Origin of the sequence: Mesorhizobium sp. CA10 (assembly GCF_020165285.1) — a bacterium.
Taxonomy (GTDB): domain Bacteria; phylum Pseudomonadota; class Alphaproteobacteria; order Rhizobiales; family Rhizobiaceae; genus Mesorhizobium.
Genome location: NZ_JAIUHV010000007.1, coordinates 1 through 26224, shown reverse-complemented (window position 1 = coordinate 26224; position 26224 = coordinate 1). Strand labels below are relative to the sequence as shown.

General features: G+C 64.3%; 24 protein-coding genes, 1 other RNA gene and 1 pseudogene. 14 read left to right on the top strand and 12 right to left on the bottom strand.

Going from position 1 to position 26224, the window contains the following annotated elements; all coding sequences use genetic code 11:
• Nucleotides 1-72 precede the first annotated feature (72 nt).
• The gene (locus LB535_RS16155; protein WP_224632910.1) at nucleotides 73-2385 is read left to right on the top strand and encodes a glucose/quinate/shikimate family membrane-bound PQQ-dependent dehydrogenase; all 2313 of its coding nucleotides are present in this window, start codon (nucleotides 73-75) and stop codon (nucleotides 2383-2385) included.
• 1120 nt (nucleotides 2386-3505) lie between these two features.
• Here the strand turns inward: LB535_RS16155 and LB535_RS16150 are convergent.
• The gene (locus LB535_RS16150; RefSeq protein WP_224632909.1) at nucleotides 3506-3943 is read right to left on the bottom strand and encodes a hypothetical protein; all 438 of its coding nucleotides are present in this window, start codon (nucleotides 3941-3943) and stop codon (nucleotides 3506-3508) included.
• Nucleotides 3944-4183: 240 nt separating this feature from the next.
• Between LB535_RS16150 and LB535_RS16145 the strand changes: the two genes are divergently transcribed.
• Nucleotides 4184-5086 (top strand): dienelactone hydrolase family protein, encoded by a 903-nt coding sequence (locus tag LB535_RS16145; RefSeq protein ID WP_224632908.1) that lies wholly within the window; start codon nucleotides 4184-4186, stop codon nucleotides 5084-5086.
• Nucleotides 5087-5095: 9 nt separating this feature from the next.
• Here LB535_RS16145 and LB535_RS16140 read toward each other — a convergent pair whose 3' ends face one another.
• Entirely contained in the window at nucleotides 5096-6022 is a 927-nt protein-coding gene (locus LB535_RS16140; RefSeq protein ID WP_411969576.1) for an EamA family transporter, read from the bottom strand.
• 88 nt (nucleotides 6023-6110) lie between these two features.
• On the opposite strand from LB535_RS16140, the gene LB535_RS16135 reads away from it, so the two are divergent.
• Nucleotides 6111-6587 (top strand): Lrp/AsnC family transcriptional regulator, encoded by a 477-nt coding sequence (locus LB535_RS16135; RefSeq protein ID WP_224549736.1) that lies wholly within the window; start codon nucleotides 6111-6113, stop codon nucleotides 6585-6587.
• Between the two features lie 60 nt (nucleotides 6588-6647).
• On the opposite strand, the gene LB535_RS16130 is transcribed toward LB535_RS16135, so the two are convergent.
• Both LB535_RS16130 and LB535_RS16125 read right to left on the bottom strand, forming a co-directional pair.
• Nucleotides 6648-6845: a hypothetical protein gene (locus LB535_RS16130; protein WP_140839787.1), complete on the bottom strand. Its 198-nt coding sequence runs from the start codon at nucleotides 6843-6845 to the stop codon at nucleotides 6648-6650.
• A 145-nt stretch (nucleotides 6846-6990) separates the two neighbouring features.
• Nucleotides 6991-7476, bottom strand: coding sequence for a thioesterase family protein (locus LB535_RS16125; RefSeq protein WP_224632906.1), 486 nt, complete (start codon nucleotides 7474-7476; stop codon nucleotides 6991-6993).
• Between the two features lie 151 nt (nucleotides 7477-7627).
• Between LB535_RS16125 and LB535_RS16120 the strand changes: the two genes are divergently transcribed.
• A complete protein-coding gene (locus LB535_RS16120; protein WP_224632905.1) occupies nucleotides 7628-9046 on the top strand; it encodes an FAD-binding oxidoreductase in 1419 nt (472 codons plus the stop codon).
• Between the two features lie 2 nt (nucleotides 9047-9048).
• Nucleotides 9049-9546 carry a hypothetical protein gene (locus LB535_RS16115; RefSeq protein ID WP_224632904.1) on the top strand — a complete coding sequence of 166 codons (498 nt, stop codon included), beginning with the start codon at nucleotides 9049-9051 and terminating at the stop codon, nucleotides 9544-9546.
• A gap of 27 nt (nucleotides 9547-9573) precedes the next feature.
• On the opposite strand, the gene LB535_RS16110 is transcribed toward LB535_RS16115, so the two are convergent.
• Entirely contained in the window at nucleotides 9574-10542 is a 969-nt protein-coding gene (locus LB535_RS16110) for a Dyp-type peroxidase (protein WP_224632903.1), read from the bottom strand.
• Between the two features lie 196 nt (nucleotides 10543-10738).
• On the opposite strand from LB535_RS16110, the gene LB535_RS16105 reads away from it, so the two are divergent.
• Nucleotides 10739-14659, top strand: a complete 3921-nt coding sequence (locus tag LB535_RS16105) for an AsmA family protein (protein WP_224632902.1) — start codon at nucleotides 10739-10741, stop codon at nucleotides 14657-14659.
• A gap of 36 nt (nucleotides 14660-14695) precedes the next feature.
• Here LB535_RS16105 and LB535_RS16100 read toward each other — a convergent pair whose 3' ends face one another.
• The gene (locus tag LB535_RS16100) at nucleotides 14696-15124 is read right to left on the bottom strand and encodes a MarR family winged helix-turn-helix transcriptional regulator (protein ID WP_224522827.1); all 429 of its coding nucleotides are present in this window, start codon (nucleotides 15122-15124) and stop codon (nucleotides 14696-14698) included.
• A 171-nt stretch (nucleotides 15125-15295) separates the two neighbouring features.
• Between LB535_RS16100 and LB535_RS16095 the strand changes: the two genes are divergently transcribed.
• Nucleotides 15296-17101: a chloride channel protein gene (locus LB535_RS16095; protein ID WP_224632901.1), complete on the top strand. Its 1806-nt coding sequence runs from the start codon at nucleotides 15296-15298 to the stop codon at nucleotides 17099-17101.
• On the opposite strand, the gene LB535_RS16090 is transcribed toward LB535_RS16095, so the two are convergent.
• From LB535_RS16090 to LB535_RS16075, 4 genes are all read right to left on the bottom strand, one after another.
• Nucleotides 17098-17325: a ribbon-helix-helix domain-containing protein gene (locus tag LB535_RS16090; RefSeq protein WP_140545388.1), complete on the bottom strand. Its 228-nt coding sequence runs from the start codon at nucleotides 17323-17325 to the stop codon at nucleotides 17098-17100. The two genes, LB535_RS16095 and LB535_RS16090, sit on opposite strands and share 4 nt — an antisense overlap.
• A gap of 8 nt (nucleotides 17326-17333) precedes the next feature.
• Nucleotides 17334-17531 (bottom strand): DUF4169 family protein, encoded by a 198-nt coding sequence (locus LB535_RS16085; protein ID WP_224626165.1) that lies wholly within the window; start codon nucleotides 17529-17531, stop codon nucleotides 17334-17336.
• A 9-nt stretch (nucleotides 17532-17540) separates the two neighbouring features.
• Nucleotides 17541-18071 (bottom strand): SspB family protein, encoded by a 531-nt coding sequence (locus LB535_RS16080; RefSeq protein WP_224632900.1) that lies wholly within the window; start codon nucleotides 18069-18071, stop codon nucleotides 17541-17543.
• Nucleotides 18072-18187: 116 nt separating this feature from the next.
• The gene (locus LB535_RS16075; protein ID WP_095764764.1) at nucleotides 18188-18871 is read right to left on the bottom strand and encodes a TetR/AcrR family transcriptional regulator; all 684 of its coding nucleotides are present in this window, start codon (nucleotides 18869-18871) and stop codon (nucleotides 18188-18190) included.
• Nucleotides 18872-19058: 187 nt separating this feature from the next.
• On the opposite strand from LB535_RS16075, the gene LB535_RS16070 reads away from it, so the two are divergent.
• Nucleotides 19059-20264, top strand: a complete 1206-nt coding sequence (locus LB535_RS16070) for a multidrug effflux MFS transporter (RefSeq protein WP_095764765.1) — start codon at nucleotides 19059-19061, stop codon at nucleotides 20262-20264.
• 47 nt (nucleotides 20265-20311) lie between these two features.
• Here the strand turns inward: LB535_RS16070 and LB535_RS16065 are convergent.
• A pseudogene (locus LB535_RS16065) lies at nucleotides 20312-20855 on the bottom strand (AAA family ATPase).
• Nucleotides 20856-20955: 100 nt separating this feature from the next.
• Nucleotides 20956-21316, bottom strand: a transfer-messenger RNA (tmRNA) gene (ssrA, locus tag LB535_RS16060).
• Nucleotides 21317-21482: 166 nt separating this feature from the next.
• On the opposite strand from ssrA, the gene LB535_RS16055 reads away from it, so the two are divergent.
• From LB535_RS16055 to LB535_RS16030, 6 genes are all read left to right on the top strand, one after another.
• The gene (locus LB535_RS16055; RefSeq protein WP_042644091.1) at nucleotides 21483-21794 is read left to right on the top strand and encodes a DUF2853 family protein; all 312 of its coding nucleotides are present in this window, start codon (nucleotides 21483-21485) and stop codon (nucleotides 21792-21794) included.
• Nucleotides 21795-21937: 143 nt separating this feature from the next.
• Nucleotides 21938-22732: a thymidylate synthase gene (locus LB535_RS16050; RefSeq protein ID WP_095764767.1), complete on the top strand. Its 795-nt coding sequence runs from the start codon at nucleotides 21938-21940 to the stop codon at nucleotides 22730-22732.
• Nucleotides 22733-23120: 388 nt separating this feature from the next.
• The gene (gene modA / locus LB535_RS16045) at nucleotides 23121-23915 is read left to right on the top strand and encodes a molybdate ABC transporter substrate-binding protein (RefSeq protein WP_224632899.1); all 795 of its coding nucleotides are present in this window, start codon (nucleotides 23121-23123) and stop codon (nucleotides 23913-23915) included.
• A 22-nt stretch (nucleotides 23916-23937) separates the two neighbouring features.
• The gene (gene modB / locus LB535_RS16040) at nucleotides 23938-24642 is read left to right on the top strand and encodes a molybdate ABC transporter permease subunit (RefSeq protein WP_224632898.1); all 705 of its coding nucleotides are present in this window, start codon (nucleotides 23938-23940) and stop codon (nucleotides 24640-24642) included.
• Nucleotides 24639-25751 carry a molybdenum ABC transporter ATP-binding protein gene (gene modC / locus LB535_RS16035; protein WP_224626156.1) on the top strand — a complete coding sequence of 371 codons (1113 nt, stop codon included), beginning with the start codon at nucleotides 24639-24641 and terminating at the stop codon, nucleotides 25749-25751. Before modB ends, modC begins: the two co-directional genes overlap by 4 nt.
• An 88-nt stretch (nucleotides 25752-25839) precedes the next feature.
• Nucleotides 25840-26196, top strand: coding sequence for a winged helix-turn-helix domain-containing protein (locus LB535_RS16030; RefSeq protein ID WP_095764771.1), 357 nt, complete (start codon nucleotides 25840-25842; stop codon nucleotides 26194-26196).
• Nucleotides 26197-26224 lie beyond the last annotated feature (28 nt).

Here is a 26224-nt window from a genome sequence, read left to right as displayed (position 1 = left end):
CCGGCAGGGCAGGGACGGCTCGCCGTCGCCTCAGAGCGGCCGCAAAGGCGCAACAGTCGAAGGAGCACCGTCTTGGCTGTCACCATCACCTCCCTCGTCCTTTTCCTCATCGGTCTCATTCTCGGCGGCGGCGGCATCTGGCTCATCGCGCTGGGCGGCAGCTGGTACTACCTGATCGCGGGCCTGGTCTTGCTGATCACCGCCTGGCTGTTGTTCAGGCGCAGGTCGACCTCGCTCTGGCTCTACGCGCTATTCGTGCTCGCCACTTTGTGCTGGGCAGTCTGGGAAATCGGCTTCGACTGGTGGCAGCTCGGTCCGCGCGGCGGCGTCATCGTGCTCATTGCCCTGTGGCTTTTGACGCCGTGGGCAAGGCGGGGGCTGCGGGGGCCGGACGGACGCGCGCCGCTGATCCTGGCCGTGCTCGCCTCGCTCGCGGTCGCCGGTTATTCGATGACCGCCGATCCCATGGATATCGGCGGCACGCTGGGCACCGAAAAGGCGGCGACGGCCGCCAATCTCGGCGGCGACATGCCGGCCGGCGAGTGGCAGTTCTACGGCCGCACGCCCTTCGGCCAGCGCTATTCGCCGCTCGACCAGATCACACCGGACAACGTCGCCAAGCTGCAGCCGGCCTGGACCTATCGCACCGGCGACGTGAAAGGCCCCGACGATATCGGCGAGACGACCTATCAGGTGACGCCGCTGAAGATCGGCGATACGCTGTTCATTTGCACGCCGCATAATTTCGCCATCGCTATCGATGCCGCGAGCGGCAAGGAGAAGTGGCGCTACGATCCGAAGATCAAGCTCGACCCCAACCGCCAGCACCAGACCTGCCGCGGCGTGTCCTATTATGCCGACGCCAAGATCGCCGCCGGCCAGCCTTGCGCCGCGCGCATCTATCTGCCGACCTCCGACGCCCGGCTGATCGCGCTCGATGCCGCGAACGGGCAGGTGTGTCCGTCCTTCGCCGAGGCCGGCACGCTGAACCTGATGGCCAACATGCCCTATCCGAAGTCGGGCTATTACTATTCGACGTCGGCGCCACTGATCGTCGCCGGCAAGATCATCGTCGGCGGCGCGGTCAACGACAATTATTCGACCGAGGAACCGTCCGGCGTCATCCGCGCCTTCGACGCCGGCACCGGCGCGCTCCTATGGAATTGGGATTCCGGCAATCCGGACGTGACGACGCCGCTGCCCGCTGGGCAAACCTACACCCACAACTCGCCCAACATGTGGTCGACGGCGAGCGCCGACGAGAAGCTGGGACTGCTCTACGTTCCGCTCGGCAACCAGACGCCGGACCAGCTCGGCATGGGCCGCAGCGCCAATGTCGAGAAATTCTCCTCCTCGATCACCGCGCTCGATCTCAACACCGGGCAATTGCGCTGGGTCCGGCAGACCGTGCATCACGATCTGTGGGACATGGACGTGCCGGCGCAGCCGTCGCTGGTCGACATCACCACCGCGAACGGCGTCGTGCCGGCGCTGGTCGGGCCGACCAAGCAGGGCGATCTCTACGTGCTCGACCGGCGCACCGGCGAGCCGATCATTCCGGTGAAAGACGTGCCGGCGCCCGGCGGCGCGATCGAGGGCGATCATGCCTCGCCGACGCAGCCGGCCTCGGACCTGTCCTTCAATCCCAAGCCGCTGACCGGCGCCGACATGTGGGGCATCACCATGTTCGACCAGCTGGCGTGCCGGATCGAATTGAAGAAGCTGCGCTATGAGGGACGCTACACGCCGCCGTCGCTGCAGGGCTCGCTGATCTATCCCGGCAATTTCGGCGTCTTCAACTGGGGCGGCGTCGCGGTCGATCCGGTGCGGCAGGTGATGTTCGGCATGCCGACCTACCTCGCCTTCACCTCGAAGCTCATCCCGCGCGCGGACGTGCCGCCGCCGGGCGACACCAAGGGCAGCGAGCAGGGGCTGAACCGCAATGAAGGCGCGCCTTACGCGGTGGTGATGGGACCGTTCCTGTCGCCGCTCGGCATTCCCTGCCAGGCGCCGCCCTGGGGCTATGTCGCCGGCGTCGACCTCAAGACGGGAAACATCGCCTACAAGCACCGCAACGGCACCGTCTACGACATGACGCCGCTGCCTTTGCCGCTCAAGGTCGGCGTTCCCGGCATAGGCGGGCCGATGATCACGGCTGGCGGCGTCGCTTTCCTAGGCGCCGCGGTGGACGACTATCTGCGCGCCTACGACCTCACCACCGGCAGGCAGCTCTGGCGGGCGAGGCTGCCGGCGGGCGGCCAATCGACGCCGATGACCTATACGGTGGCCGACGGCCGCCAGTTCGTCGTCATCGTCGCCGGCGGTCATGGCTCGGTCGGCACCAAGCCGGGCGATTACGTGATGGCCTACACGCTGTCGAAATAGGACAGGGCGAGGCCGGCCTGCTACGAAAGCAAGAAGCCGGCCAGCAGGACGGTCAGGAGAAGCGACGCGGGCACGGCGAGAAGCCAACGAGCCTCCAGGACACTGTTCCGATAGTCTTCCATTTTCTTGCTCCAATCTTTTAAGACGGCTCCAGCGCGTAACCCGCCAGCGCTGGAGCCTCTGCTTTGTGCTCAACCGCTGTAGCGGGAGCTTCCAGCAGTGGGGCAACGGAGGGTCGGTTGGTTCGTTCCTGGCGCAAGTCCCCAGTCGGGCTATCGGTTCCGACTGAAGTCGCACATGACAAGCATTGGTCCCAAGGACGAAACATATAGCCCGCTATCTCATTGTGTCCCCGACTGGCGGACATGAGTCCCTTCATCGCCAGTTTATGGATGTCCGTCACCCCCCAGGATGACGGGCATCCGTTGAGGGGCGGGCAAGAGGTGGACGGTGTCGATTTCCAATGAGTTGCGGGACGTCAGCGTCCGTTACGAGTGCCCTAACTGCCACTCGCCGATCCATCAAAACCGGTTCATGGTTCAAGGCGGTAAGCATCTTCAGGTGCGATGACTGCAAGACCAAATTGCGCCTTGGCTACTCGGCTAAGCTGGCCCTTTTCCAAAGGCACTGCCAGTCGGCGTAGGTCGGGAGCTCTCGCCGACATTTTGGACAATGGTCGCGGCGGCATCGACGTTGATGACCTGATCGCACTGTCCTTTGTCACGTCGGATGAGCGTTAAGGAAAATACGAAATGGGACCGGAGGCGTCAGCGATATTGGTTTTGCTTTCGTGCAGTCCGGGGTGGGCTTGTCGGCCACTCGAAATCGCGCCTCAAATCTACTCCGCCGATGAATGCAGAGCGGCCTTGGCGGATCGTTTGGCTAAGTCCCCTGTCGGCGAAGTTATTGGCCGATGCAGGGAGGTTGACGCCACGGTTACCAATTCGCCGCCGCCTGGATATTCCGCCCTAACAGTCACCCGAGGCACAAAAACTACGAACTATCTTGTTCCCCATAAGGTGGACTAATCGATTTCGCCGGTGGGAGGCCTTCGGTCGCCAGAAAGCGGATCAGCTTTGCCGTCGAAAGGCCGAGCCGTTCAAAACCGGTTCGGAATGCTTCAAAGCCCGAGATGACCCCGCAAGCTGGGCACCTGGTCCAGCACCTGGTTGGTCAGATCAGGGCCGGCGGCAACCTCGGCCTGCTTGATCAAGATCTCGCCGGCCTGACGGATCTGCGCCATATCGAGGCCGGACGCCTTGAGCGCGGCGATGCCGTTGATCAGCGCGCCGGCCTTTTCGCCCAGAACGCCGCCCAGCGCGCCCTGCAGTGACGACAGAAGTCCGCCGCCCGAATTGGCCGTCGCGCCGGCGGCCATCACGTCATATTTCTGGGCCAACTCACCGGCGCCGGGGATCTGGTCGAAGAAGGACGAAATGCTGGTGCCTTCAGCCTCATGCTCGAGCACGGAAAAAATGGTGCCGACAACCTTCTCGGTGGTCGGCTCGTCGAGGCCGGCCTTCGAGGAAACGGTGTTGATGATATCCTGGATGTTCATGGCATTCCCCTTTTCGTCATTCGTTTCGGTAGGGCGCTCAGGCAACTTCACGTCCTAATGTGACAGCACCATCAAGCCTTTCGGAAATGACCAAAATGTGATGAATCGCGCTGGCTTGTCGGCGCGACGGCGGGTTGGCTCCACCAGGGTTCCGCCCATATGGGTCGTCACCGGGGCGTGACTGGACCATGCGATACTCGACCCTATCTTGCGGTCCACCGCCAACCGTCGAGGAAAATCATGACCAGCCCCGTTGCCAAGCCCGTCGTCACGCAGCCTGTCATCACGCAGGCGATGATCGATGCCTATGACGATTACACGCATCTGACGCTCGACCGCCGCCGCTTCATGGAGCAGTTGACGAAGCTGGCGGGCTCGGGTGCCGCGGCGGCGGCGATCGCGCCGATGCTGGCCGCCAATTCCGCTCAAGCGGCGATCGTCGCCGAAGACGACAGCCGCGTTAAGGGAGGGGACATCACCTATCCCGGCTCAAGCGGCGAGATGAAGGGCTATCTGGTCAAGCCCGCGAACCAGTCAGGCAAGCTCGGCTGCGTCATCGTCATCCACGAGAACAGGGGGCTGAACCCGCATATCCGCGATGTCACCCGGCGCGTGGCGCTGGAGGGGTTCATCGCGTTGGCGCCGGACTTCCTGTCGCCGCTTGGCGGAACGCCCTCCGACGAGGACAAGGCGCGCGACATGTTCACCAAGCTGGACGTGGCCAGAGTCGCCGCCGACGGCGTGGCGACGATCGCCTATCTCAAGGGCCTCAAGGACGGCAACGGCAAGGTCGGCGCGGTCGGCTTCTGCTGGGGCGGCGGCGCGGTGAACCAACTCGCCGTCCATGCGCCCGACCTCAGCGCCGGCGTCGCCTATTACGGCATGCAGCCCAAGGCCGAGGACGCTCAAAAGATCAAGGCGCCGCTGCTGCTCCACTATGCCGGGTTGGACGAACGCACCAACGCCGGTATCGACACCTACAAGAAGGCGCTCGACGCCGTCCATGTCGAATACAAGGTCTATGTCTATGAGGGTGCCAACCACGCCTTCAACAACGACACCTCGGCCGCGCGCTATGACAAGAAAGCCGCCGATCTCGCCTGGGGCCGGACGGTGGCGTTTCTCAAAGAGAAGCTCGCCTAGTCGAACAATTCATGTATTTGCCACCGGCTTATGCATGGCCACCCCGGCGATCACCAGCGCAATGCCAAGGCAATCGGTGAGGCTTGGTACCTGGCGCAGCACGATGACGCCGATCAGCGTTGCGGTGAGCGGCAGGAGCGAGAGCATCAGCGCGAAGCTCGAGCGCGGCAACCTCGCCATGGCGAGCTGGTCGCAGATATAGGGGATGACCGAGGAGCAGATGCCGACGCCGATCGCGGCGCCGAGCAGCTGCGGCGACGCGAAGGCGGGCAGCGCCTCGCGAAAGCCGATTGGCAACACGATGAGGAAAGCGACCGCCATGGCGGCGCCGAGGCCAGCGATGCCGATACCTGCCTGGGCGACGCGGTGACCGATCACGATGTAGCCGACGAAGAGGGCGCCGTTCAAAAAGGCCCAGAACAAGCCGACCGGATCGCTGGACCATTTCACGTCGATGAGCAGCAAGGTGCCGACCACGGCAACAGCGAGCGCGGCAAAGTTGCGCCGCCTGCGCATGCCGACCAGCGCGACCGCGATCGTGCCGATGAATTCGATCGCCGCCACCAGCGAGATCGGCAACCGGTCGAGCGCCAGATAGAACGAGCAATTCATCACCGCCAGGCAGATGCCGAATGCGAGCAGCAGAAGTCGTTGAGCGCGATCGGCGCCGGCGAAAACGCGCCAAGGCCTGGTCAATGGGGCGAAGATGAGAGCGGCGGCGGCGATGCGTAGCCAGGCCATGCCGAGCACGCCGACCTGAGCGAAAAGCAGCACGGCGAAGGCCGGCCCGAGATAATGGAACACCGCGCTGACGCAGAACCAGACATGCGGCGGCAACGCGTTGGCCATTCCAGCAAGCATGGTGGGGCCAGCGAGGGCGGGGTGCGCATCGGCGGCGGCCCGGTTTGCAGCTGGAATTTGCGTTTGCGTTTTCATGCGAGCATTATCGCAGGCGAAACTCGCGGATTACATGTGTGATGAATGGCCTGATTGACGGTTTGCTTTCTGATGGAAGAGGTTCGGCTTGAAAAACCTTCGAAGTGAAAATGTCGATCTGGACGCGATCGATCTAAAGCTCCTGCGGTTCCTGGAAAAGGATGCGCGCATCAGCACGGCGGAACTGGCGCGCGCGGTCGGGCTGTCGGCGCCGAGCGTGGCGGAGCGCATCCGCAAGCTGCAGGATAACGGCGTGATCGAAGCCTATACGGTCAGGATCAATCCCGCCGCTCTCGGCATGAAGCTGTCGGCATGGCTCAGAATCCGGCCGGTGCCGGGACAGCTTTCCGTTGTGGCGGACATCATCCGCGAGCTGCCGGAAATCGCGCAATGCGACCGGGTAACCGGCGAGGACTGCTTCATCGCGCTCGCCCATGTCGGCTCGGTGAGCGAGCTCGAGCGGGTGATCGACCGGATCATTCCCTATGCAATGACCAACACCGCGATCATCCAGTCGTCACCGGTCAAGCCGCGCTCGCCGCTGGGCGGGTTCAAGCAGCCCTGATTCGGCGGTTATGACTCGGCAGCTATAGCTGGTCAGGGAGGATGAGGCAGCGACGATGGATCAAGCGTGGCCGCGCTTCATGCGCGCCTGCTTCAGAATCATGCGCCAGCGGATCATGTCGAACGGGATGGGTTCGTTGTTGTTGGCGATGTGGAAGATCTCATTGTTGACGTTCTTCAGCGATCGCCAGAAATCATAGTCGGTGATGCGTGGATCGGCCGCCAACCGTTCCACTTCGACCTTGATGTCGGTTTTCATGCACTGTCCTCGCACCGCATTCCGCCAGCCGCCCCCGCGCAAACCCGGTACGGCGGTTTTCGAACGCGCCAGTGAGTCGTTCAACGGACTCAACCGACTTGTTCACGTTAAAGCCTTGGTAAGGTTAACGCGGGCGTCCGAGTTTTCAAGCGCCCTTGCGCTTGATGCCGATCGAGCGGCCGGCGCGCTCCGGCATCGGCAGTCCGGCATGGGCGGCGCGCATGGCCTCGACCTGGGCCATCACGTCGGCGGGGAAGGGAGCGACCTTCGGTCCTTCCATGTCGACATGCAGCGACAGCGATTCGGACGTCGCCGCCAGCCAGCCGTCGACGTGGCGGATTTCCTGATAGGCACGCAGCCGCTTCTCGTCATGATCGATCAGCTGGAACGAGACGTTGACTTTGTGGTCGAGGTGCAGCTCCTGCACGTAGCAGACGTGAACTTCGGCCGTGTAGATGGTAAGGCGTCGCTCCTTGGCGTAGTTCGGCCCCATGCCCATCAGCTCGAACGCCTGGTCCGAGCAGCGGTCGAACAGCACGTTGTAGTAGGCCATGTTGAGATGGCCGTTATAATCGATCCATTCCTTCTCGATGGCCATTGGGCCGGAAATGATCGGTGCGGGGATCGTCATTTTGGTTTCCTCGATGGTCGCTGCAAAGGGCGGACGGACGGCTACGGTGAAGTCGCCGAGCTAATCGCTTGGCACTTTTCCTAGGATTGCTTTAGGCATCATTCATAGCTGCACTACAAGCGTGGCTGCTGGTCCATTCGCGGAGGAATTCATGGCTTTGAGCGACCTCAACCCCGTCGAACGCAATGAGGAAGGCATCGCCGCGGTGCTCGGCATTCTCAAGCAGCGCTTCGGCGAGCGCTTCCAGACCGGCGACGCGATACGCGGTCAGCACGCGCACACCACCACCTACATTCCGACCCAGGCGCCGGACGGCGTCGCGTTCGTCGAGACGAGCGCGGACGTGCAGGCGATCGTGCGCGCCTGCGCCGCACACCGCGTGCCGGTGATCGCCTTCGGCGTTGGCTCCTCGCTCGAGGGCCACACCAATGCGCCGGGTGGCGGCATTTCCATCGACACGTCGCGCATGAACCGGATCCTCGCCGTCAACCCGCAGGATCTCGACTGCACGGTCGAGCCCGGGGTGACGCGCGAGGACCTCAACCGCCACCTACGCGACACCGGTCTGTTCTTCCCGATCGATCCCGGCGCCAATGCGTCGCTGGGCGGCATGGCAGCGACCAGGGCTTCCGGCACCAACGCGGTGCGCTACGGCACGATGCGTGAAAACGTGCTGTCGCTCACCGTCGTCATGGCCGACGGCGAGACGGTGACGACAGGTAAGCGGGCGAAGAAAAGCTCGGCCGGCTACGACCTGACGCGGCTTCTGGTCGGGTCGGAAGGCACGCTTGGCGTCATCACGTCGCTGACGCTGAGGCTGCAGGGCATTCCGCAGGCGATCTCCGGCGGCGTCTGCCCGTTTCCGAGCCTCGAGGCCGCCTGCAACACGGTGATCGCTACCATCCAGATGGGCATTCCGGTGGCGCGTATCGAGCTGGTGAACGCGCTGCAGATGCGGGCGATGAAAAACTATTCCAAGCTCGACTATCCGGAGAGCCCGTGCCTGTTCGTCGAGTTCCATGGCAGCGACGCCGGCGTCGCCGAGCAGGCCGAAACGTTCGGCATGATCGCCGAGGAGCAGGGTGGCGGGCCGTTCCTGTGGACCAGCGTCGCGGAAGAGCGGACAAAGCTCTGGAAGGCGCGGCACGACGCCTATTGGTCGTCACTGACGCTGCGCCCCGGCGCCAAGGGGCTGTCGACCGACGTCTGCGTGCCGATCTCGCGGCTTGCCGAATGCGTCACGGAGACCGAGGCCGACATTGCCGAGATGGGGCTGATCGCGCCGATCGTCGGCCATGCCGGCGACGGCAATTTCCACGTGCTGGTGCTGATGGATGTCGACAATCCTGGAGAGATCGCGCTTGCCGAAAAATTCGTCGCCCGGCTCAACATGCGCGCCATGGCCATGGAAGGCACCTGCACCGGCGAGCACGGCATCGGCCAGGGCAAGGTCGGCTTCCTGCGCCACGAGCTCGGCCATGGCGTCGAGATCATGCGCACGATCAAGCAGGCGCTCGATCCGCTCAACATCATGAACCCGGGCAAGATCCTGCCGGGCGCCGGACACTAGCCATGGCCGCGGCAGAAGCTCTGCTGCCGATCGACCTGCCATCGGCATCGGCGGGCGCTCCGTTGCCGCATGTTTTCGCGGATGAACAGCGGCTGCTGGTCGCCTACATCGCCAATGGCCCCGACCCGTCCTTCGACGTCACCAGTCCGCGCTCGGTTTCAGCAGTTGCGGAGGAGGAGGCCGTCGCAATCCTGACGGTGGACCCTTATGTCGCATTCCAATTCGGCCCGCCAAACGACGAGGCGCTCAGCGGGCATCGCCTCTACGCGCTCGGCCTGCAGCCATATTCCGCGTTCGAGGTCCTCAATTCGTCGTGGATTGCTTCTCTGGAAAAAGCGAACCGGGTTCACCCGCGCCATGTGCCGGAGCTGTTTTTCGGTCGCCGGCACTTCATTCTCACGTTCCACGATTCGACCCTGGAATTCATTGCGCGAGATTTCCAGGTAGGCCTGCGAAAGGGAGCGGTGTTGAAGGCTATGATCGAAGCGATGAACGACTGATCGACCCCCCCAGCGCCTTGCGGTCGCTTATTCCTGTGCCCCCTCGGCCAGCTTCTGCAGCATCGGCCGCGTCGGCGCGAAGAAGGTCGTGCCGGTATGCGGGGTCGAGAAATCGAGCAGCCGGTCATAGGCGCCGGGGGGCTCGCCGACATACATGCGCTGCAGCATCTTTTCGATCACCCACAGATAGCGCGTATAGCCGATGAAATAGGTTCCGAACTCGTTCTGCCCCGGACGGCCGAACGGCATGTTGTCGCGCAGGATGTCGTATTCGTTGCCGGCATCGTCCTCGATGGTGGCCAGCGATTTGTGAGACTTTCGCGGCTTGTCGTCGTCATCGATCTCGATGTTGTCGATCTTGGTGCGGCCGATGATCTCTTCCTGGACATGCGTCGGCGTCTCTTTCCAGGCTGCCATGTTGTGCAGGTATTTCTGCACGACGACATAGCTGCCGCCGGCAAAGTCGCCGTCCTCGTCGCCGATCAAAGCAGAGGCGGGCAGGTCGAGGCCGGTCGGATTTGCGGTGCCGTCGACAAAGCCCAGGAGGTCGCGCGCGTCGAAATAGCGGAAGCCGGACACCTCGTCGGCGACGGTCACGCTGCCGGCCAGGCGATCCAGCAGGATGCGCTCGAGCTCGAAGCACATGTCGGGCCGCTTGGCGCGGATGTGGAAGAGCAGATCGCCCGGCGTCGAAGGCGCCGAATGCGCCGAGCCCTCGATCGGCGCGAAGGGTTTCAGCTCGCGCGGCCGGCGGCCGGGCGACAGCCGGTTCCAGAGCCCGGCGCCGATGCCGGCGATGCAGGACAGCCGGCCCGACAAGTCGCGGAAGCCGACATTCTTGACGAGATCGTCGAGCTCGCCCAGCACCGAAGCGACGTTCGAAAGCGCGGCCTCGTCGCTGCCGACGGTCACAACAAGGAAAATCGCAGCCGTCGAGAGCGGAGCGTCGACGCTCTGCGCGTCGATCGGCACTCTGTCCCAGTTCTTGCCTGACATCGGGAACGCTCCGTATTGGGTTCGGATTTTGGGTGGTCACGAACGTGACCGGAAGGGCAGGGGATTTGCAAAAGAGATATCGCGAGCGCGAGCCTTCGCGCAACTGGAGACGTTGGCCGTTGCCGCGCGTTGAATTGCCTCTTTATCGACACGCGGATGCGGGTAGAGTGCGGCTGACTTTCAACCCGGGAAACAGATGCTCGCCCGCCTGTTCGTGATCTTCGGTGGCCTGTTCGTGCTGGTGCTGTGCGCGGCGCTGGTGGTGCCGTATTTCATCGACTGGACGGGTTACCGGGGCGATTTCGAGCGCGAGGCGAGCGCCGTCCTCGGCCGCAAGGTGACGGTGAAGGGTGACGCGACAGCGCGGCTGCTGCCGTTTCCGTCGGTGACCTTCTCGAATGTCGAGGTCGCGGGCGGGCCGGAAGGCCAGCCGGCGATGACGGTCGAGACCTTCTCCATGGATGCGGAGCTCGCGCCGTTCCTGCGCGGCGAGGTGCTGATCTTCGATATGCGGCTGGTGCACCCGAAAGCCGTCATCAATATCGCCGGTGACGGCACCGTCGACTGGACGCTCCGGCCCTCGGCTCCCTTCGATCCGGGCCAGATCGCGATCGAGAAGCTGTCGGTGAGCGAAGGGGAGATCGAACTGCGCCATGCCGCCGGCGGGCGCAGCCATCTGATCTCGGAGATCAACACGACGATTTCGGCCAAGGCGCTCACCGGCCCGTGGCGCATGGACGGAACGCTGCGGTTCGACGGCCTGCGGGCCGACGTCTCGGCTTCCACCGGCAAGGTGGAGCCGGACGGCCAGATGCGGCTCCGGCTGAAAGCGGATCCCGACGCCTATCCGCTGATCATCGAAGCCGACGGCAATGCCGGCATCGTCAAGGGCGCCGCGGTCTATTCCGGCCAGTTCAAGATTTCGGGCGACGACAGGAATTCGGCCCAACTGCGCGGCAACGAGGGCGAGCCGGTCAAGGTCAGCACCGGCAAGCCGGACCCGGGCTTCCGCCTGAACGGCAAGTTCGCGCTCGACCACCAGAAGCTCGATGTCGAAGAGTTCCGTTTCGAGACCGGGCCGCTCGACAATCCCTATACCGCCGACGGCAAGGCATCGGTCGATCTCGGCCTGAAGCCGCATTTCTCGGTCGAGGCCAGCGGGGCGCAGGTGCAGTTCGACGAGGCCGTCGGCGGGGCCACCGGCTCCGGCTTCACGCTCGACCAGCGCATTGCGGCGTTCGAGCGGACGCTGCAGCACATGCCGAAGCCGACCATACCGGGCAAGGTCGAGGTCAGGCTGCCGGCGGTGGTGGCGGGCGACACGACGGTGCGCGACGTGCGGCTGTCGGCCGAGCCGGCCGAAGGGGGCTGGTCGGTCAAGTCGCTTGCCGCGACGCTGCCGGGCCGCACAACGCTCGAAGCCGACGGCATGTTGAGCGTCGAAGATCATTTCGGCTTCACCGGCTCGTTGCTGCTGGCCGTCGGACAACCTTCCGGCTTTGCCGCCTGGCTGTCGAAGGATGTCGACGAGGCGATCCGCCGGCTCCCGGCGGCAGGCTTCAAGGCCAAGGTCGATCTCAGCGAGAACCGGCAGTCGTTCAGCGATCTCGAACTCATCCTCGGCAAGGCGAAATTTTCGGGTAGCATCGATTCCAGCCAGCCGGACGGCGCCAGGCCATCGGTGCTGATGCGGCTGACGGGCGGCGAGATGGATCTGGACGGGCTCGCGGCGTTCGCCTCGATCTTCATCAGCGACAAGGGCGCCAACCGCTTTTCGGATCGCGATCTCGATTTCCAGATCAAGGCGGGTCCGGTCAGTGCTGGCGGGTTCAGCGCCGATAGTGTCGACACGGCGCTGCGGCTGCGCGAGGGCCTGCTCGAGATCGACCGGCTCTCGATCGGCGGCCTGGCCGGCGCCTCGATCAGCGCCACGGGCCGGATCAAGGATTTCCCGCAAAGCCCGACGGGCAAGCTCAACGCTTCCGTGGTGGCGGTGGACCTCAAGCCGCTGATCGATGTCGCGGCCCAGCACTATCCCGGCAATGGCGCGCTCAAAGGCCTGGCCAGCCGTGCGGCGGCCTATCCCGAACTGTTCCAGGACGCGCGCATCGATCTCTTGACCAGCGCCGCCGACAATGGCGACGGCACCACGGGCCTGGCGCTTTCGGCCCAGGGCAAGGCCGGCGGTTCGGCCTTTTCGGCTTCGCTTTCCGGCAAGGGAACCGCGGACAAGCTCTCCGAGGCGCCGGTATCGATCACCTTCAACGCCCGCAACGACAATGCCGTCACGCTGCTCGCGCTTTACGGCCTGCCGGCGCTGCCGCTCGGGATGCTCGGCCACGCCAACACCGAGGTGTCGGCGAAGGGCTCGGTCGCCGGCGGTCTCGCGACCAGCTTCAACCTGACGGCCGACGACTTCAGGGCAAGCTTCGACGGAACCGTCGCCGAGACGGCGCAAGGCGCCACCGCCAAGGGCAAGGTCAATCTTAGTGCCGCCGATATCGAGCCGTGGCTTATGACGACGGGGGTAGGCTTGCCCGGCATGGGAACGGGAACATCGACGTCGCTGGCGGCCGATGCCGATTTCGGCAATGGGCTACTGGTGCTGAGCGGCCTCACCGGTTCGATCAACAAGGCGGCGGTGTCCGGCGACGTCAACATCGACGCCAAGGACGGGCTGCCGCATGTTGCGGGAGCGCTGGCGCTCGACGAGCTCGACCTCGATCCGCTGGCGGTCTCGCTGTTCGGCGACCAGTCCTTCGCGCCCGCTAAGGGCGGATGGCCGACGACGCCGTTCAGCCAGAAGTCGACCTTGCCCTTCAACGCAGACCTCGATCTCAACACATCGGCGCTCGCCGTCGGGCCCTTCGCGACGGCGCGTGACGCTTCATTCTCGCTGAAGCTCGATCGCGAAGGCATCCACGTCTCCGACCTCAAGGCGAAGCTTTATGGCGGCGCTCTGACCGGCCTGTTCGACCTGAAGAACACGGAGGGCACCGGCCTGTTCTCCGCCCAGATGAGGCTGGCCGGCAGCGATCTTTCCGCAGTCCTGCCAGGCGCCGGCATCGGCGGCAGCGGCGATCTTTCGGCGGCGTTGTCGACCAGCGGTAAATCTGTCGATGCCATGATTGCGGCCCTGTCCGGGTCCGGCACCGCGGCGCTGAAGGGATTGAAAGTGGACGGCATCAATCCGGACGGCTTCGGCGCCATCATCGCCAAGGCCGATGCGATCGGACGCGATATCGACACGGCCAAGACCGCGGAGTTCGCGCCGCAGGTCGCAAGCGACGGCAGCTTTGCCGCCGGTGACACCGATGTGGCCTTCACCATCGCCAATGGGACACTGCGCGTGCCGCCGGTCAGCCTCGATAATCCCGGCGCGACCTTGTCCGCCGACGTGACCGCCGATCTCAACACGAGCACCGTCACGGCAAAGGGGACGCTGACCTATCGTCCCGGCGAGGAGGCACTGGTCGGTTCCGAGCCGGCCGTCAATTTCAGCCTGGCCGGTCCGCTCGGGGCCGCGCCCCAGTTCGACAGCGGCCCTCTGGCACAGTTCCTGACGCAGCGCGCTCTGGAGAAGGAACAGCAGCGGGTCGAGGCGATGCAGGCAGCGCTGCTGGAGAAGCAGCGGCTGCGGCGCGAGGTACGCTATTACGCGGCGCTGCAGACGGAGCGCGACAAGGCGGCCGAGGAGCTGCGCCGGCAAGAGGAGGAGGCGCGGCAGAAGGCCGAGGCGGAAGCCAAGGCAAAAGCCGAGGCTGAAGCGCAGGCACGAGCGGAGGCCGAGGCAAAAGCCAGGGCCGACGAAGAGGCGAGGGCCAAGGCGGAAGCCGACGCCAAGGCTCAGGCCGAAGCGGACGCCAAGGCTCAGGCCGAAGCACAGGCGAAGGCCGAGACCGAGCAGCGGGCCGCGGATGAGGCGGCCAAGGCGCAGGCCGAAGCCGATCGCAAGAAGGCGGAGCAGGAGAAGCTGGAGGCGGAGCGCAAGGCGGCCGAGCCGAAGACCGATCGGTCGCTGCCCGGTGTCAACGGCGGTGCGACCCCGGCGCCGGCAAAGCCGAAGGCCAACCCGTTCACGATCGACAATCTGTTGAAATCGCTCGACGGCGGCTGAGCTTCACGTCACACGTAGCGAAACCAGCCACCGCGCCTAGGACTCTTCCTGGCGCGAGAGCAGGCGCCGCAGCATCGGCTCGATGCGCGAAAGCTCGTCGAGATGCGCGGCCGACAAGTCGGCCAGGCGATCGTCAGCCAAAGGGGTGAGCTGCAGCAGCACGCGGCGGTGATCGCTCTTGTCCTGATCGCGTATGACCAGGCCGGCCTCGGCGAGGCGGTTCACCAGTTCCACCGCGCTGTGGTGGCGAATGCGCAGCCGCTCGGCAAGGTCGCCCACCGCCACCGGTCCGCCGCCTGGAAATCCCTTGATCGCCAGCAGCGCCTGGTGCTGACGCGGCGTGAGGCCCGCCTCGTTGGCCTGGACCTGGCTGAATTCGAGGAAGCGGCGGATCAGATAACGGAACTGCGATAGCCGCTGGTAGTCGGCCTGGCTGATGGCGGGACGTGGTTTTGGCGGCGTCATTTCCCGACTTATGGTCTTTTCGTGCAAAAGCTCAACTGGCCGTCGCGATCCCTGTCCAAAATGACGCGGCGCAGCGATTGAAAACAGCCTTGCAGATTTATATCGTGGTACGATATGAGGCCCCCTGAAACCGGGCGGTCTAGGTGCCGTCAGAAAGTTCAGGCTCCCAAAATGAAATCCGCTCGTGCCGGCAACGGCCATCTTCGCGACTTCACGACCGATCCGCGCGTGCTGATTATAGCAGCCATCGCCGTAGTGGTGGCGACCGCCGGGCTTCTTGCCGGCATCGTGCTCCTGCAGCTCATCCGGCTTGCCACCAACATCGCCTATTTCGGCCAGTTCTCGCTGGCCGAGCTAAGGCTCGAGGACACCCCGCTTGGGCTCGCCGCGGTGATCGTGCCGGTGATCGGCGCGCTGATCATCGGCTTGATGGCGCGCTTCGGCAGCGAGAAAATCCGCGGCCACGGCATTCCCGAAGCCATCGAGGCAATCCTGCTCGGGCGCTCGCGGCTCGACGCCAAGGTCGCGGTGCTGAAGCCGCTATCGTCGGCGATCTCGATCGGCTCGGGCGGACCGTTCGGCGCCGAAGGCCCGATCATCATGACCGGCGGCGCCATCGGCTCGCTGATCGCGCAGATGCTGCCGGTCAGCGACAATGAGCGCAAGACGCTGCTGGTGGCGGGTGCAGCGGCCGGCATGACGACCGTGTTCGGCACGCCGATCGCCGCCATCATGCTTGCGGTCGAACTGCTTCTGTTCGAATGGACGCCGCGCAGCTTCATCCCGGTTGCCGTCGCGGCAATCGTTGCGGAAGTCGAGCGCAGCCTGCTTCACCTGCCGAGCCCGATCTTTCCGTTCTCGGGCAGCATGGATTCATCGATCGCCGGGCTGGGCGGCTGGGTGCTGATCGGCATTGCCGCCGGACTTCTTTCAGGACTGCTGACGCAATTGGTCTATGCTTGCGAGGATGCCTTCCTGAAGCTGCCGATACACTGGATGTGGTGGCCGATGATCGGCGGCCTGGTGGTCGGCATCGGCGGACTTATCGAGCCGCACGCGCTTGGCGTCGGCTACGACAACATCGCCAACATGCTCGACGGCCGCACCGTCGCCACCGCCGCGCTGCTGCTTTTGGTGGTGAAGGCCGTCATCTGGTCGGTTGCGCTGGGGTCTGGGACCTCGGGAGGCGTGCTGGCGCCGCTGCTCATCATGGGCGGCGCGATGGGCGCGGTGCTTTCGGGTATCCTGCCCCAGGCAAGCCCCGGCTTCTGGCCGCTGCTGGCGATGGCCGCGACCATGGGCGGCACCATGCGCGCGCCGCTGACTGCGACCTTCTTCGCCACCGAGCTCACCGGTAACACGCATGTGCTGGTGCCGCTGATCGCGGCCTGCGCCACCGCGCATGCGGTCACCGTGCTGTTGATGAAGCGCTCGATCCTGACCGAGAAAGTCGCGCGCCGCGGGCATCACCTCGTGCGCGAATACCGCGTCGATCCTTTCGCCCTGACCAGGGTCAAGGAAGTGATGACAACCAAGGTCGAGAGCGTGCCGGGAACGATGACGCTACATGGCGCGGCAACCTTCCTGACCGCTCCGGACACGCGGCATCCGAGCTTCCCGGTCATCGATGAAGCGGGGCATGTGCTCGGCGTCATCGATCCGCCGGCGATCCTGCGCTGGCGCCGTAACGGCAAGCACCGCAAGGCGACGCTGGGCGAATTGCTGGCCGGCAGCAAGATCACGCTGGCCTATCCGGACGAATATCTCGAAGCGCTTTCCGACAAGCTTTTGCTCGCCAATGTCTCGCATCTGCCGGTCGTCTCACGCGAGGATGAACGGCTCGTCGGCTATATCGGCTGGAAAGACATGATGCGGGTAAGGTCGAAAAAGCAGGCGGAGGAGCGCGGCCGCACTGCATTGCTGAGCTTCGGCGCGAAGCGCAAGGCGCAACAAAACGTCGGCGATAGCGCGGTCTAGGGCGCTGCGGCGCCGCGTTTAGCCCAGGCCAGCACGTAGAGCCTCAGCGCCGATGACAGGTTCGCGTCGCGGGTCCGAGTCTCGTCGATCTCCGCGACCAAGGCCGCGAGCGACAGCGAGCGCTCAGCGGCGATGGCGATGAGGTCGTCATAGAAGGGCTGTTCCAGGGAAAAGCTGGTGCGGTGACCGCGGATCGTTACCGAACGTTTCTCGACCGCGGCCATTGCAGGACTCAGCGCTCGCCAGGGTCGTCGGGTTTTTCCCGGCGATGGCCGGCCACGAATTTCTCGGCCTTCTGCGATGTCAGCCTGTCACGCTCGCGCTCTGTCTTCGAGCGGCCGTGCAGCGCCCGGTTCTCGCCGGCCCGGCGTTCCTTCTCGGTGCGCGCTTTATGCTTGCGGGCCTGGCGGAGATTGATGACCTCGCCCATGGCGCCGGGCTACTTCTTGCGGAAGGCGTCGAGCGAAACGACGTCGGCGCCCTTGGCGCCGGTCTCGGCGACCGCCTGCTTCTTTTCGGCCTCGGCGGCCTTCTTCTTGGTTTCCGCCTTCTTCTCGGGAACGACGGCGACCGGTTCGGGGACCGGAGCCGCGGCCTCGTCTTCGGCGCTTTCCGTCTTGACGTCGAATTCGAGCTCGAAATTGACCGACGGATCGTAGAAGCCGCGCACGGCGGAGAAGGGGATTTCGAGCTTTTCCGGCACGTCGGAGAAGGAAAGCCCGACCTCGAAGCCGGCATCCGTCACCTTGAGGTCCCAGTACTGGAACTGGATGACGATGGTCATCTGCTCCGGATAGCGCTCGCGCAGCCTGGACGAAATGCGCACGCCCGGCGCGCCGGTCAGGAAGGTGATGAAGAAATGATGATTTCCCGGGAGGCCGGTGCGCGCGACCTCGGCCAGGACCTTGCGCATGACACCGCGCAGAGCCTCCTGGGCCAGAATGTCGTAGCGGATATGGTCGTCGGCCATCTGATGGTCGGGTTCCGTTGAATCGTCCGCATAGCTGTAATCAAGCTTGAGCGCGGCGTAAACCGCATATAGGCGCAAAGCCGTGAGGCCAAGAGGGGTGCCGGCGATTTGATGGCTCAGGCGTGAGCGAGCGCAGCCTGCTTGGCGGCTGGCGATTTCCTTCTGGCGAAGGCGCCGAGAAAGGTCCGCACGCCGTTCGTGGCCGAGCGCAGCACCTCTTCCTCGGTGGGCACGCCGCCCAGCATGAAAGTGATCTGAAGCTCGGCGTTGACGAGGGCGAAGAACTGACGCGCCGCGACGTCGGGGTCGCCGATCGACAGGTGGCCGGCGAAGGCAAGCCGGGCAAAGCGCGCGGCAAGCGCCGACCAGGTACGGCCCGGGCCTTGCTCGCGCCATTCGGCAAACAGTTCCGGATAACGCTCGCCTTCGGCCTGGATCAGCTTGCGCAGGAAACGGCCGTCGCGGTTGCAGATGCAGTTGCGATTCATGCGCACGGCGAAGGCGATCAGGTCGGCTTCCAGGTCCGTGGGCTGATCGGGAAAGCTGGCGATGGTGGCGAAGATGCCGGCATTGCAGCGCTCCGTCAGGTCGCGTACGACCGCGACGAACAGCTTTTCCTTGTCGCCATGGTGGTTGTAGACGGTCTGCCGTGAAACGCCGGCCTCGGCCGCGATCAGGTCGATATTGGCGCCGGCATAGCCTTCGCGGCAGAAAACGGAAGCGGCGGCGTCAACCACCGACACGCGCTTGGCCTCGTGGCTGCGTGGCGGGAAAGTGTCAGGAGAAACGCCGTGCTTCATGAAAAATCTATATAGCGGTGATTGACGAATTGGACAAGCCTGTCTAAATTTGTGGACACAATAAAGGAAGTCCGCACGGAAGGAGCGAAGAAATTCGCCCTTGGGCGTAGGATTTCCGCGGGATGGAACGTCCTGGGTTCAGACGCCGGCATTTTGCGGCGGCAACCAGATCCGAAAGAGCCTTATCATGAGTCCCAAATTCCTCCGCATCGCGGTCGTGCTCGGCTTGTTGTCCGCGATCGGCCCATTTGCGATCGATATGTATCTTCCTGCGCTGCCTTCGATCGGCCAGGACCTGCATGCCGGCACCGCCGCCGTGCAGATGAGCCTTCTGATCTTCTTCCTGTCGATGGGTTTTGGGCAGATCGTCGTCGGCCCGATCTCCGACATGGTCGGCCGCAAGGCGCCGCTTTACGCCGGCCTAGCGCTGTTCATGGTCGGCGGCGTCGGCTCGGCGATGGCGCCGACCATCGAGTGGCTGATCGCCTTCCGCTTTCTGCAAGGTCTCGGCGCCAGCGCCGGCATGGCGGTGCCGCGCGCCATCGTGCGCGACCTGCACACCGGCAACGAGGCCGCCAAGCTGATGTCGCTCTTGATGCTGGTCTTCTCGGTGTCGCCGATCCTGGCGCCGCTGACCGGCAGCCAGATCATCGAGAGCTTCGGCTGGCGCGCCGTGTTCTGGACGGTGACGGGCGCGGCCGCTTTGGCCACCATCCTGCTTGCCACCTCGCTCAAGGAGACGCGGCCCGTCGAAGAGCGCGCCGGCTCATCGTTCGGCACGGCGCTTGCCGGCTACCGCTACCTGATGGGCGACCGCAACTTCCTCGGCCTCGTGGCGATCGCCGGCTTCGGCATTGCGAGCTTCTTCGTCTATCTGTCGAGCTCGTCCTTCATCCTGATCGACCATTACGGCCTGTCGCCGTCGGTCTACAGCGTCTTCTTCTCGATCAACGCGGTCGCGTTCATCGGCATGTCGCAGCTGACCGGGTTGCTGGCTGATCGCTTCGGGTTGAAGCGCGTCGTCTGGGTGGCGGTCACCGGCTATGCCACGGTGATGGTGGCGCTGTTCGCGATCATGGCCTCCGGCGTCGACCGGCTCGACGTGATGGCCGCGCTGCTTTTTGTCGGCTACGGTTTCCTCGGCCTCGTCATCCCCACCACCTCGGTGCTGGCGATGGAAGAGCATGGCGAGATCGCCGGCACGGCCTCGGCGCTGATGGGCACGCTGCACTTCGCCATCGGCGCGCTGGCGATGGGCGTCGCCGGTATCTTCTTCGACGGCACGCCGCTGCCGATGGTGGCGGGCATCGCGCTGTGCGCCGTGATCTCCTTCACTCTGGCCAAGCTGACGCTCGGCCGCGCGCGCGAAGCGGTCGAAGCGCCGGCGGAGTAGGACAGCCGTTGAGAAGATAGAAAAGGCCGGGTCGATCCCGGCCTTTTTCATGTTCCTGGCGAAGCTGTTTGATCGAGGACGAAGCGCACCCGTTCATCGACCGGAGCGAGAGGCAACGGCACCAGGTCGTAGCCGAGCTCCGCATAGACGCCGGTCACCGAACGGAATGTGCGCTCGGCTTCCTCGAGCGTTTGCCTGCGCTCGTCGTCCTGGGTGAAAATCTCCGGCCACGGCGGGGCGACAAGACGCGGCGCGCGTAGCGGAATTTATCAGCCGCGCTCGTGATGTGGTCCGGCACCGGCAGAGGTAGCCGATCGTGTCGGGCGCGCCGCGGTCGAAGAACACCCGGCCGGGTTCGGTATGCGCGGCGTGCCAGGAGCGCAGCTCCCAAGACAGCATCAGCTCGGCAAAGAACGCGCGGTCCTGCCAGGGAAGGGCAGGGCCGCCGATGGCCATCTGGTCGCGGATGATGCCGCGCCCGGCTTCGGGCGCGGTCGCGAAGCCTTGGGCCCGCAGCGCCTCGATCAGCGTGGTCTTGCCGGAGCCGGGGCCGCCGGTCAGCACGAAAAATCGATCGGTATCGTCTTGCATCGCCTGTCCATGGATGATGGGCGGCAAGGCTGTGCCCGCGCATCAGGCGCCGGACGAGCCTTGGCCGTTCGGTTGATTGGGGAGAAGCAAGGAGGGGGAAGGTGGAGGTTTCTGTTGCCAGGTACCTCCGAACCCCGCCTAGAAGTGCGAACCCCTAGGGCTTGATTTGAAGCGTTCGCGCCGCATTAAGCAGCGAGACGAGCTTCCGCATAGTTGTCGTTGGCAACTATAAGTTTAGCCCGATAACGGTGGTACAATGCCGGGCAAAAGTACGATCTTTACACCTTCGTCGATCCTATTTCGCCCCCAGCAAAAGCCGCTCCGTCAGCCAGAGCGGTTTTTGGTGGAGGCGCCGGGTACCGCCCCCGGGTCCGAACGGCTTATTTCATCGCCTGTTTATCGCCATAGTCGGTCAATCCGACGAACCGTATATAGGGAGCGGCGAAGGAAAAATAAAGGCCAAAACCGGCGCTTAACCGGTTGTGCCAAACGGCAGCCAGGGTTGACTTGCGCGCCTACTCAATCAAATCTCGCTGCCGGTGAGGAGTCTCTGACCTAGCGCACAGGTTGCGCGGCGCGCCACAACCCTCATCGATCGGATCCGTGGCGCCGACGAGGGGAAGTTTGATGGCCGACTATCTTGCGGATGTGAAGAAATATGATGCCGGCGCCAGCGCCGACGCGGTCGATAAGATCGTCAAGCATCTGGGCATTGCGCTCAGGAACCGCGATTCCTCGCTGGTGTCCTGCACCGACCCGAAGGAACTCGATCGCGTGCGGGAGAACTGGATCGGCAAGAAGCTCGGCATCGCCGATGCCGCAAAGGCGAATGCCTCGATCGAGAAGACCTGCAAGGCGATGCAGGCCGACAACACCAAGAGCCGCGTGACCTTCTATTATCTGGTTGCGAAGGATCTCGGCAAACTCGGCTCGCTGTAGGGCATAGCCATTCCGGTGGCCGGCACGAAACAGTGCCGGCTCCGTGGGCTTTTGGCGCGATCCGCATTTGCCGCCCGCTTTGCGGTGTTCGACCGGCTGTCGGTCGGGTATGATTGCCTGTCATCCGAATCGAGGCGGAGCCGATGCGCCAATATCTCGACCTGTTGAAGCATGTGCTGGAGACCGGTGCCGACCGTGGCGACCGTACCGGGACAGGCACGCGCTCGGTGTTCGGCTACCAGATGCGCTTCGACCTTTCGCGCGGCTTTCCGGTTACGACCACCAAGAAGCTGCATCTGAAGTCGATCATCCACGAGCTTTTGTGGTTTCTGGCCGGCGACACCAACATCAAATATCTCAACGATCATGGGGTCACCATCTGGGACGAATGGGCCGACGAGAACGGCGATCTCGGACCGGTCTATGGCAAGCAATGGCGCTCATGGCCGGACGGGCGTGGCGGCGAGATCGACCAGATTGCGGGCCTTTTGAAGGAGATACGCCGGAATCCCAACTCGCGCCGGCTGATCGTATCGGCCTGGAACCCGGCCGAAGTCGAGGCGATGGCGCTGCCGCCCTGCCACTGCCTGTTCCAGTTCTATGTTTCGGAAGGCCGGCTCTCGTGCCAGCTTTACCAGCGCTCGGGCGATATTTTCCTCGGCGTGCCGTTCAACATCGCCTCCTATGCCTTGCTCACCCTCATGGTGGCGCAGGTCACCGGGCTGAAGCCCGGCGACTTCGTTCACACGCTGGGCGATGCGCATCTTTATTCGAACCATTTCGAGCAGGCGCGCGAGCAGCTGCGGCGCACGCCCAAGGCCTTGCCGACGATGTGGATCAATCCGGAAGTGAAGGACCTCTTCGCCTTCCGCTTCGAGGATTTCCGCCTCGAGAATTATTTCGCGGATGCAAATATCAAGGCGCCCATCGCGGTATGAGCCAGTTTTCGGCCTGGTCGATGCCAACCATGACGTCCGAGGCCTTGATCATCGCATAGCCCCCTGCTTGCCCTTCTCGAGCGCGAGGTCGGCGACCGCTTGGTGATTGACGCGGTGACTGACGCGTCGCCGCCGATGTCGATCTGACATGCGAAGCGGTGGCTTCCCTTGACGATCTCGGTCACCTTACCCCCTGAGGTGTTGCAGGCGCTGATCTTCATGCGTCTTTCCTTGAGCTTCGCCCCTTCCATTTTGCATTCACCGTAGGCTGAGATCGCGCCGGCGCACAAATGCCGCGACAGGTGAAAAGCCTTCCCTTGTTATGTTCATACGGATATATCGGTCCAAGGCGTTTGGCGGTACGGATTTGAAACCAGGGAGAGACTTCATGACGGGCAAGGGTTTCGGGTTGAAGACGATCGCCATTGGCGGTCTGGCGGCAATGCTGATGACGGCGGTGCCGGCGGCCCATGCCGACGACAAGGTCGTCGTGTTTGCCGCGGCCAGCCTCAAGGAAGCGCTCGACGCGGTCAACAAGGCCTGCGAGCCGGAAGTCGGCGAAGCAGCGACCATTTCCTACGCGGCGAGCTCGGCTCTGGCCAAGCAGATCGAAGGCGGCGCGCCGGCCGATATCTTCGTCTCGGCCGACCTCGACTGGATGAAATATCTCTCCGACAAGAAGCTGACCAAGCCTGATACCGAAGTGAAGCTGCTCGGCAACCAGATCGTGCTGGTGGCGCCGAAGGATTCCGCGGTCGAGACCAAGATCGAGAAGGGCTTCGACCTCGCCAAGCTGATCGGCGACGGCAGGCTTGCCATGGGCGATTTCAAGGCCGTGCCGGCCGGCAAATACGGCAAGGCGGCGCTGGAATCGCTCGGCGTCTGGTCGTCGGTCGAGGGCAAGATCGCGCAGGCCGAGAATGTGCGTGCAGCTCTCAAGCTGGTGTCGACCGGCGAGGCGGCTCTGGGCATCGTCTACGCCACCGACGCGCATGCCGAAAAGGGCGTCAAGGTCGTCGGCACCTTCCCGGAAGATTCGCATCCGCCGATCATCTACCCGATTGCCCAGACCGCCGATTCGAAGGACAAGGATGCGGCGGCCTTCCTGAAATGCGTCGAGTCGGCCAAGGCCGCCGACCTGTTCAAGGAGCAGGGCTTCACGGTGCTCGCACCGAGCAACTGAGAAAGACCGCGCAAACACAATCATGAACTGGCTGCTGGACCTCACTCCCGACGAATGGAATGCGGTGCGGCTGTCGATCAGGGTGGCCACGGTGGCGATGATCGCCAGCCTGCCGCCGGGCATCCTGATCGCGCTCCTGCTCGCGCGGGGGCGTTTCTGGGGCAAGACGCTGCTCAACGGGCTGGTGCATCTGCCTCTGATTCTGCCGCCGGTGGTGACCGGCTATCTGCTCTTGCTCACCTTCGGCCGGCGCGGCCCGGCCGGCGCTTTCCTTGCCGAGCATTTCGGCATTGTCTTCTCGTTCCGCTGGACGGGCGCGGCACTGGCCTGCGGGGTCATGGGCTTCCCGTTGATGGTGCGCGCCATCCGACTGTCGATCGAGGCGGTCGACCGCAAGATGGAGGCCGCCGCCGGCACACTCGGCGCCAACCCGCTCTGGGTGTTCGCCACCATCACGCTGCCGTTGATCCTGCCCGGCCTGATCGCCGGCGCGATCCTTTCCTTCGCCAAGGCGATGGGCGAATTCGGCGCCACCATCACCTTTGTCTCCAACATCCCCAACGAGACACAGACGCTGCCCTCGGCGATCTACACCTTCACGCAGGTGCCTGGCGGCGACGAAGGCGCGCTCAGGCTGACGCTGATCTCGATCGTCATCTCGATGGTCGCGCTAATCGCCTCGGAAGTGCTGGCGCGCCGCGTCGGCCGGCGGATGGACATCGAATGACGGTCTCCGTCGATATCCGCCATCAGCTGGGCGAATTCGCCCTGGAGACGCGTTTCGAGAGCGCCGGCCGGCTGACGGCGCTGTTCGGGCCATCGGGCTCGGGCAAGTCGACGCTGATCAACCTGATCGCGGGCCTGATCCGTCCGGACACGGGGCGCATCTCGGCCGACGGCAACGTGCTGGTCGACACCGCCGCGCGGATCTTCGTGCCCATGCACAAGCGGCGCATCGGCATGGTGTTCCAGGATGCGCGGCTGTTCCCGCATATGAGCGTCGCCGGCAATCTGCGCTACGGTCGCTGGTTCACGCCGGCGTCCGAACGCTACGCCAAGATGGATGCGGTGGTCGACCTGCTCGGCATCGGTCACCTGCTCGACCGTCGGCCGGCGAAACTGTCGGGCGGCGAAAAGCAGCGTGTCGCGATCGGCCGCGCGCTGCTTGCCAGCCCGAAACTGCTTCTGATGGACGAGCCGCTCGCATCGCTCGACGAAGCGCGCAAGGCCGAGATCCTGCCCTATATCGAACGGCTGCGCGACGAGACGAAGATCCCGATCGTCTATGTCAGCCATTCCGTCGCCGAGGTGGCGCGGCTCGCGAGCGACGTCGTGGTGCTTTCGCAAGGCAAGGTCGCGGCCGCGGGGCCGACCGAGGCGATCATGCAGCGGCTGGATCTGCTGCCGGCGGAGGAGCGCGGCGAGGGCGGAGCGGTGCTCGACACCAAAGTCCTGCGTCACGACGAGGTCTTTGGCATGACGGTGCTTGCCTCGCAGGCCGGCGAAATCCGCGTGCCGAAACTGGCGCGGGCGGCGGGCGCTCCGGTGCGCATTCGCATCCGGGCCCGCGACGTGATGGTCGCCACCGAGAAACCCGCCGGCCTCAGCGCGCTCAATATCCTGTCGGGAACGATCGTCGGCATGAAGCCGGGCGAGGGGCCCGAGGTCGAGATCGGCATCGATTGCCATGGCGCGGTTGTGATCGCGCGGATCACCGAGCAATCGCGGCAGGCGCTTGGCCTCAAGCTGGGAAACCAGGTCTTCGCGGTCATCAAGACGGTGAGCTTCGATCGCGCAAACACCGGCGCCGGCCTGCCTGCCGAAGTCGGCGTTTGAGGATCTCGATCATGTCGCTATGTATATTTGGAATAGCGCGTCCTTCCCATAGGGACTATTGTCGTGCGGTGGAATCCGAGGAGATGAAATGCCGTCGCTCAGCCTGCGGATAAACCTCGACCCCGATGGCCGGATCGGCCCGGGCAAGATCGAATTGCTGGAGCAGATCGCCGCCTTCGGCTCGATCTCGGCCGCGGCGCGCGGCATGGAGATGTCCTATAAGCATGCCTGGGATCTGGTCGAGGACATGAACCGCGTGTTCGGCAAGCCGCTGGTCGCGGCGCAGACCGGCGGCCGCAAGGGCGGCGGCGCGCAATTGACATCGGCGGGTTTGGCGGTCGTCAGCCGGTTTCGCGCCATAGAGCGCGCCGCTTCATCGGCCGCCGCCGTCCATATGCAGGCTCTGCAGGCGGAGATCGATGCTGGAGTAGGGAGTAGGGAGTAGGGAGTAGGGGAGTAGGGGAGTAGGGGAG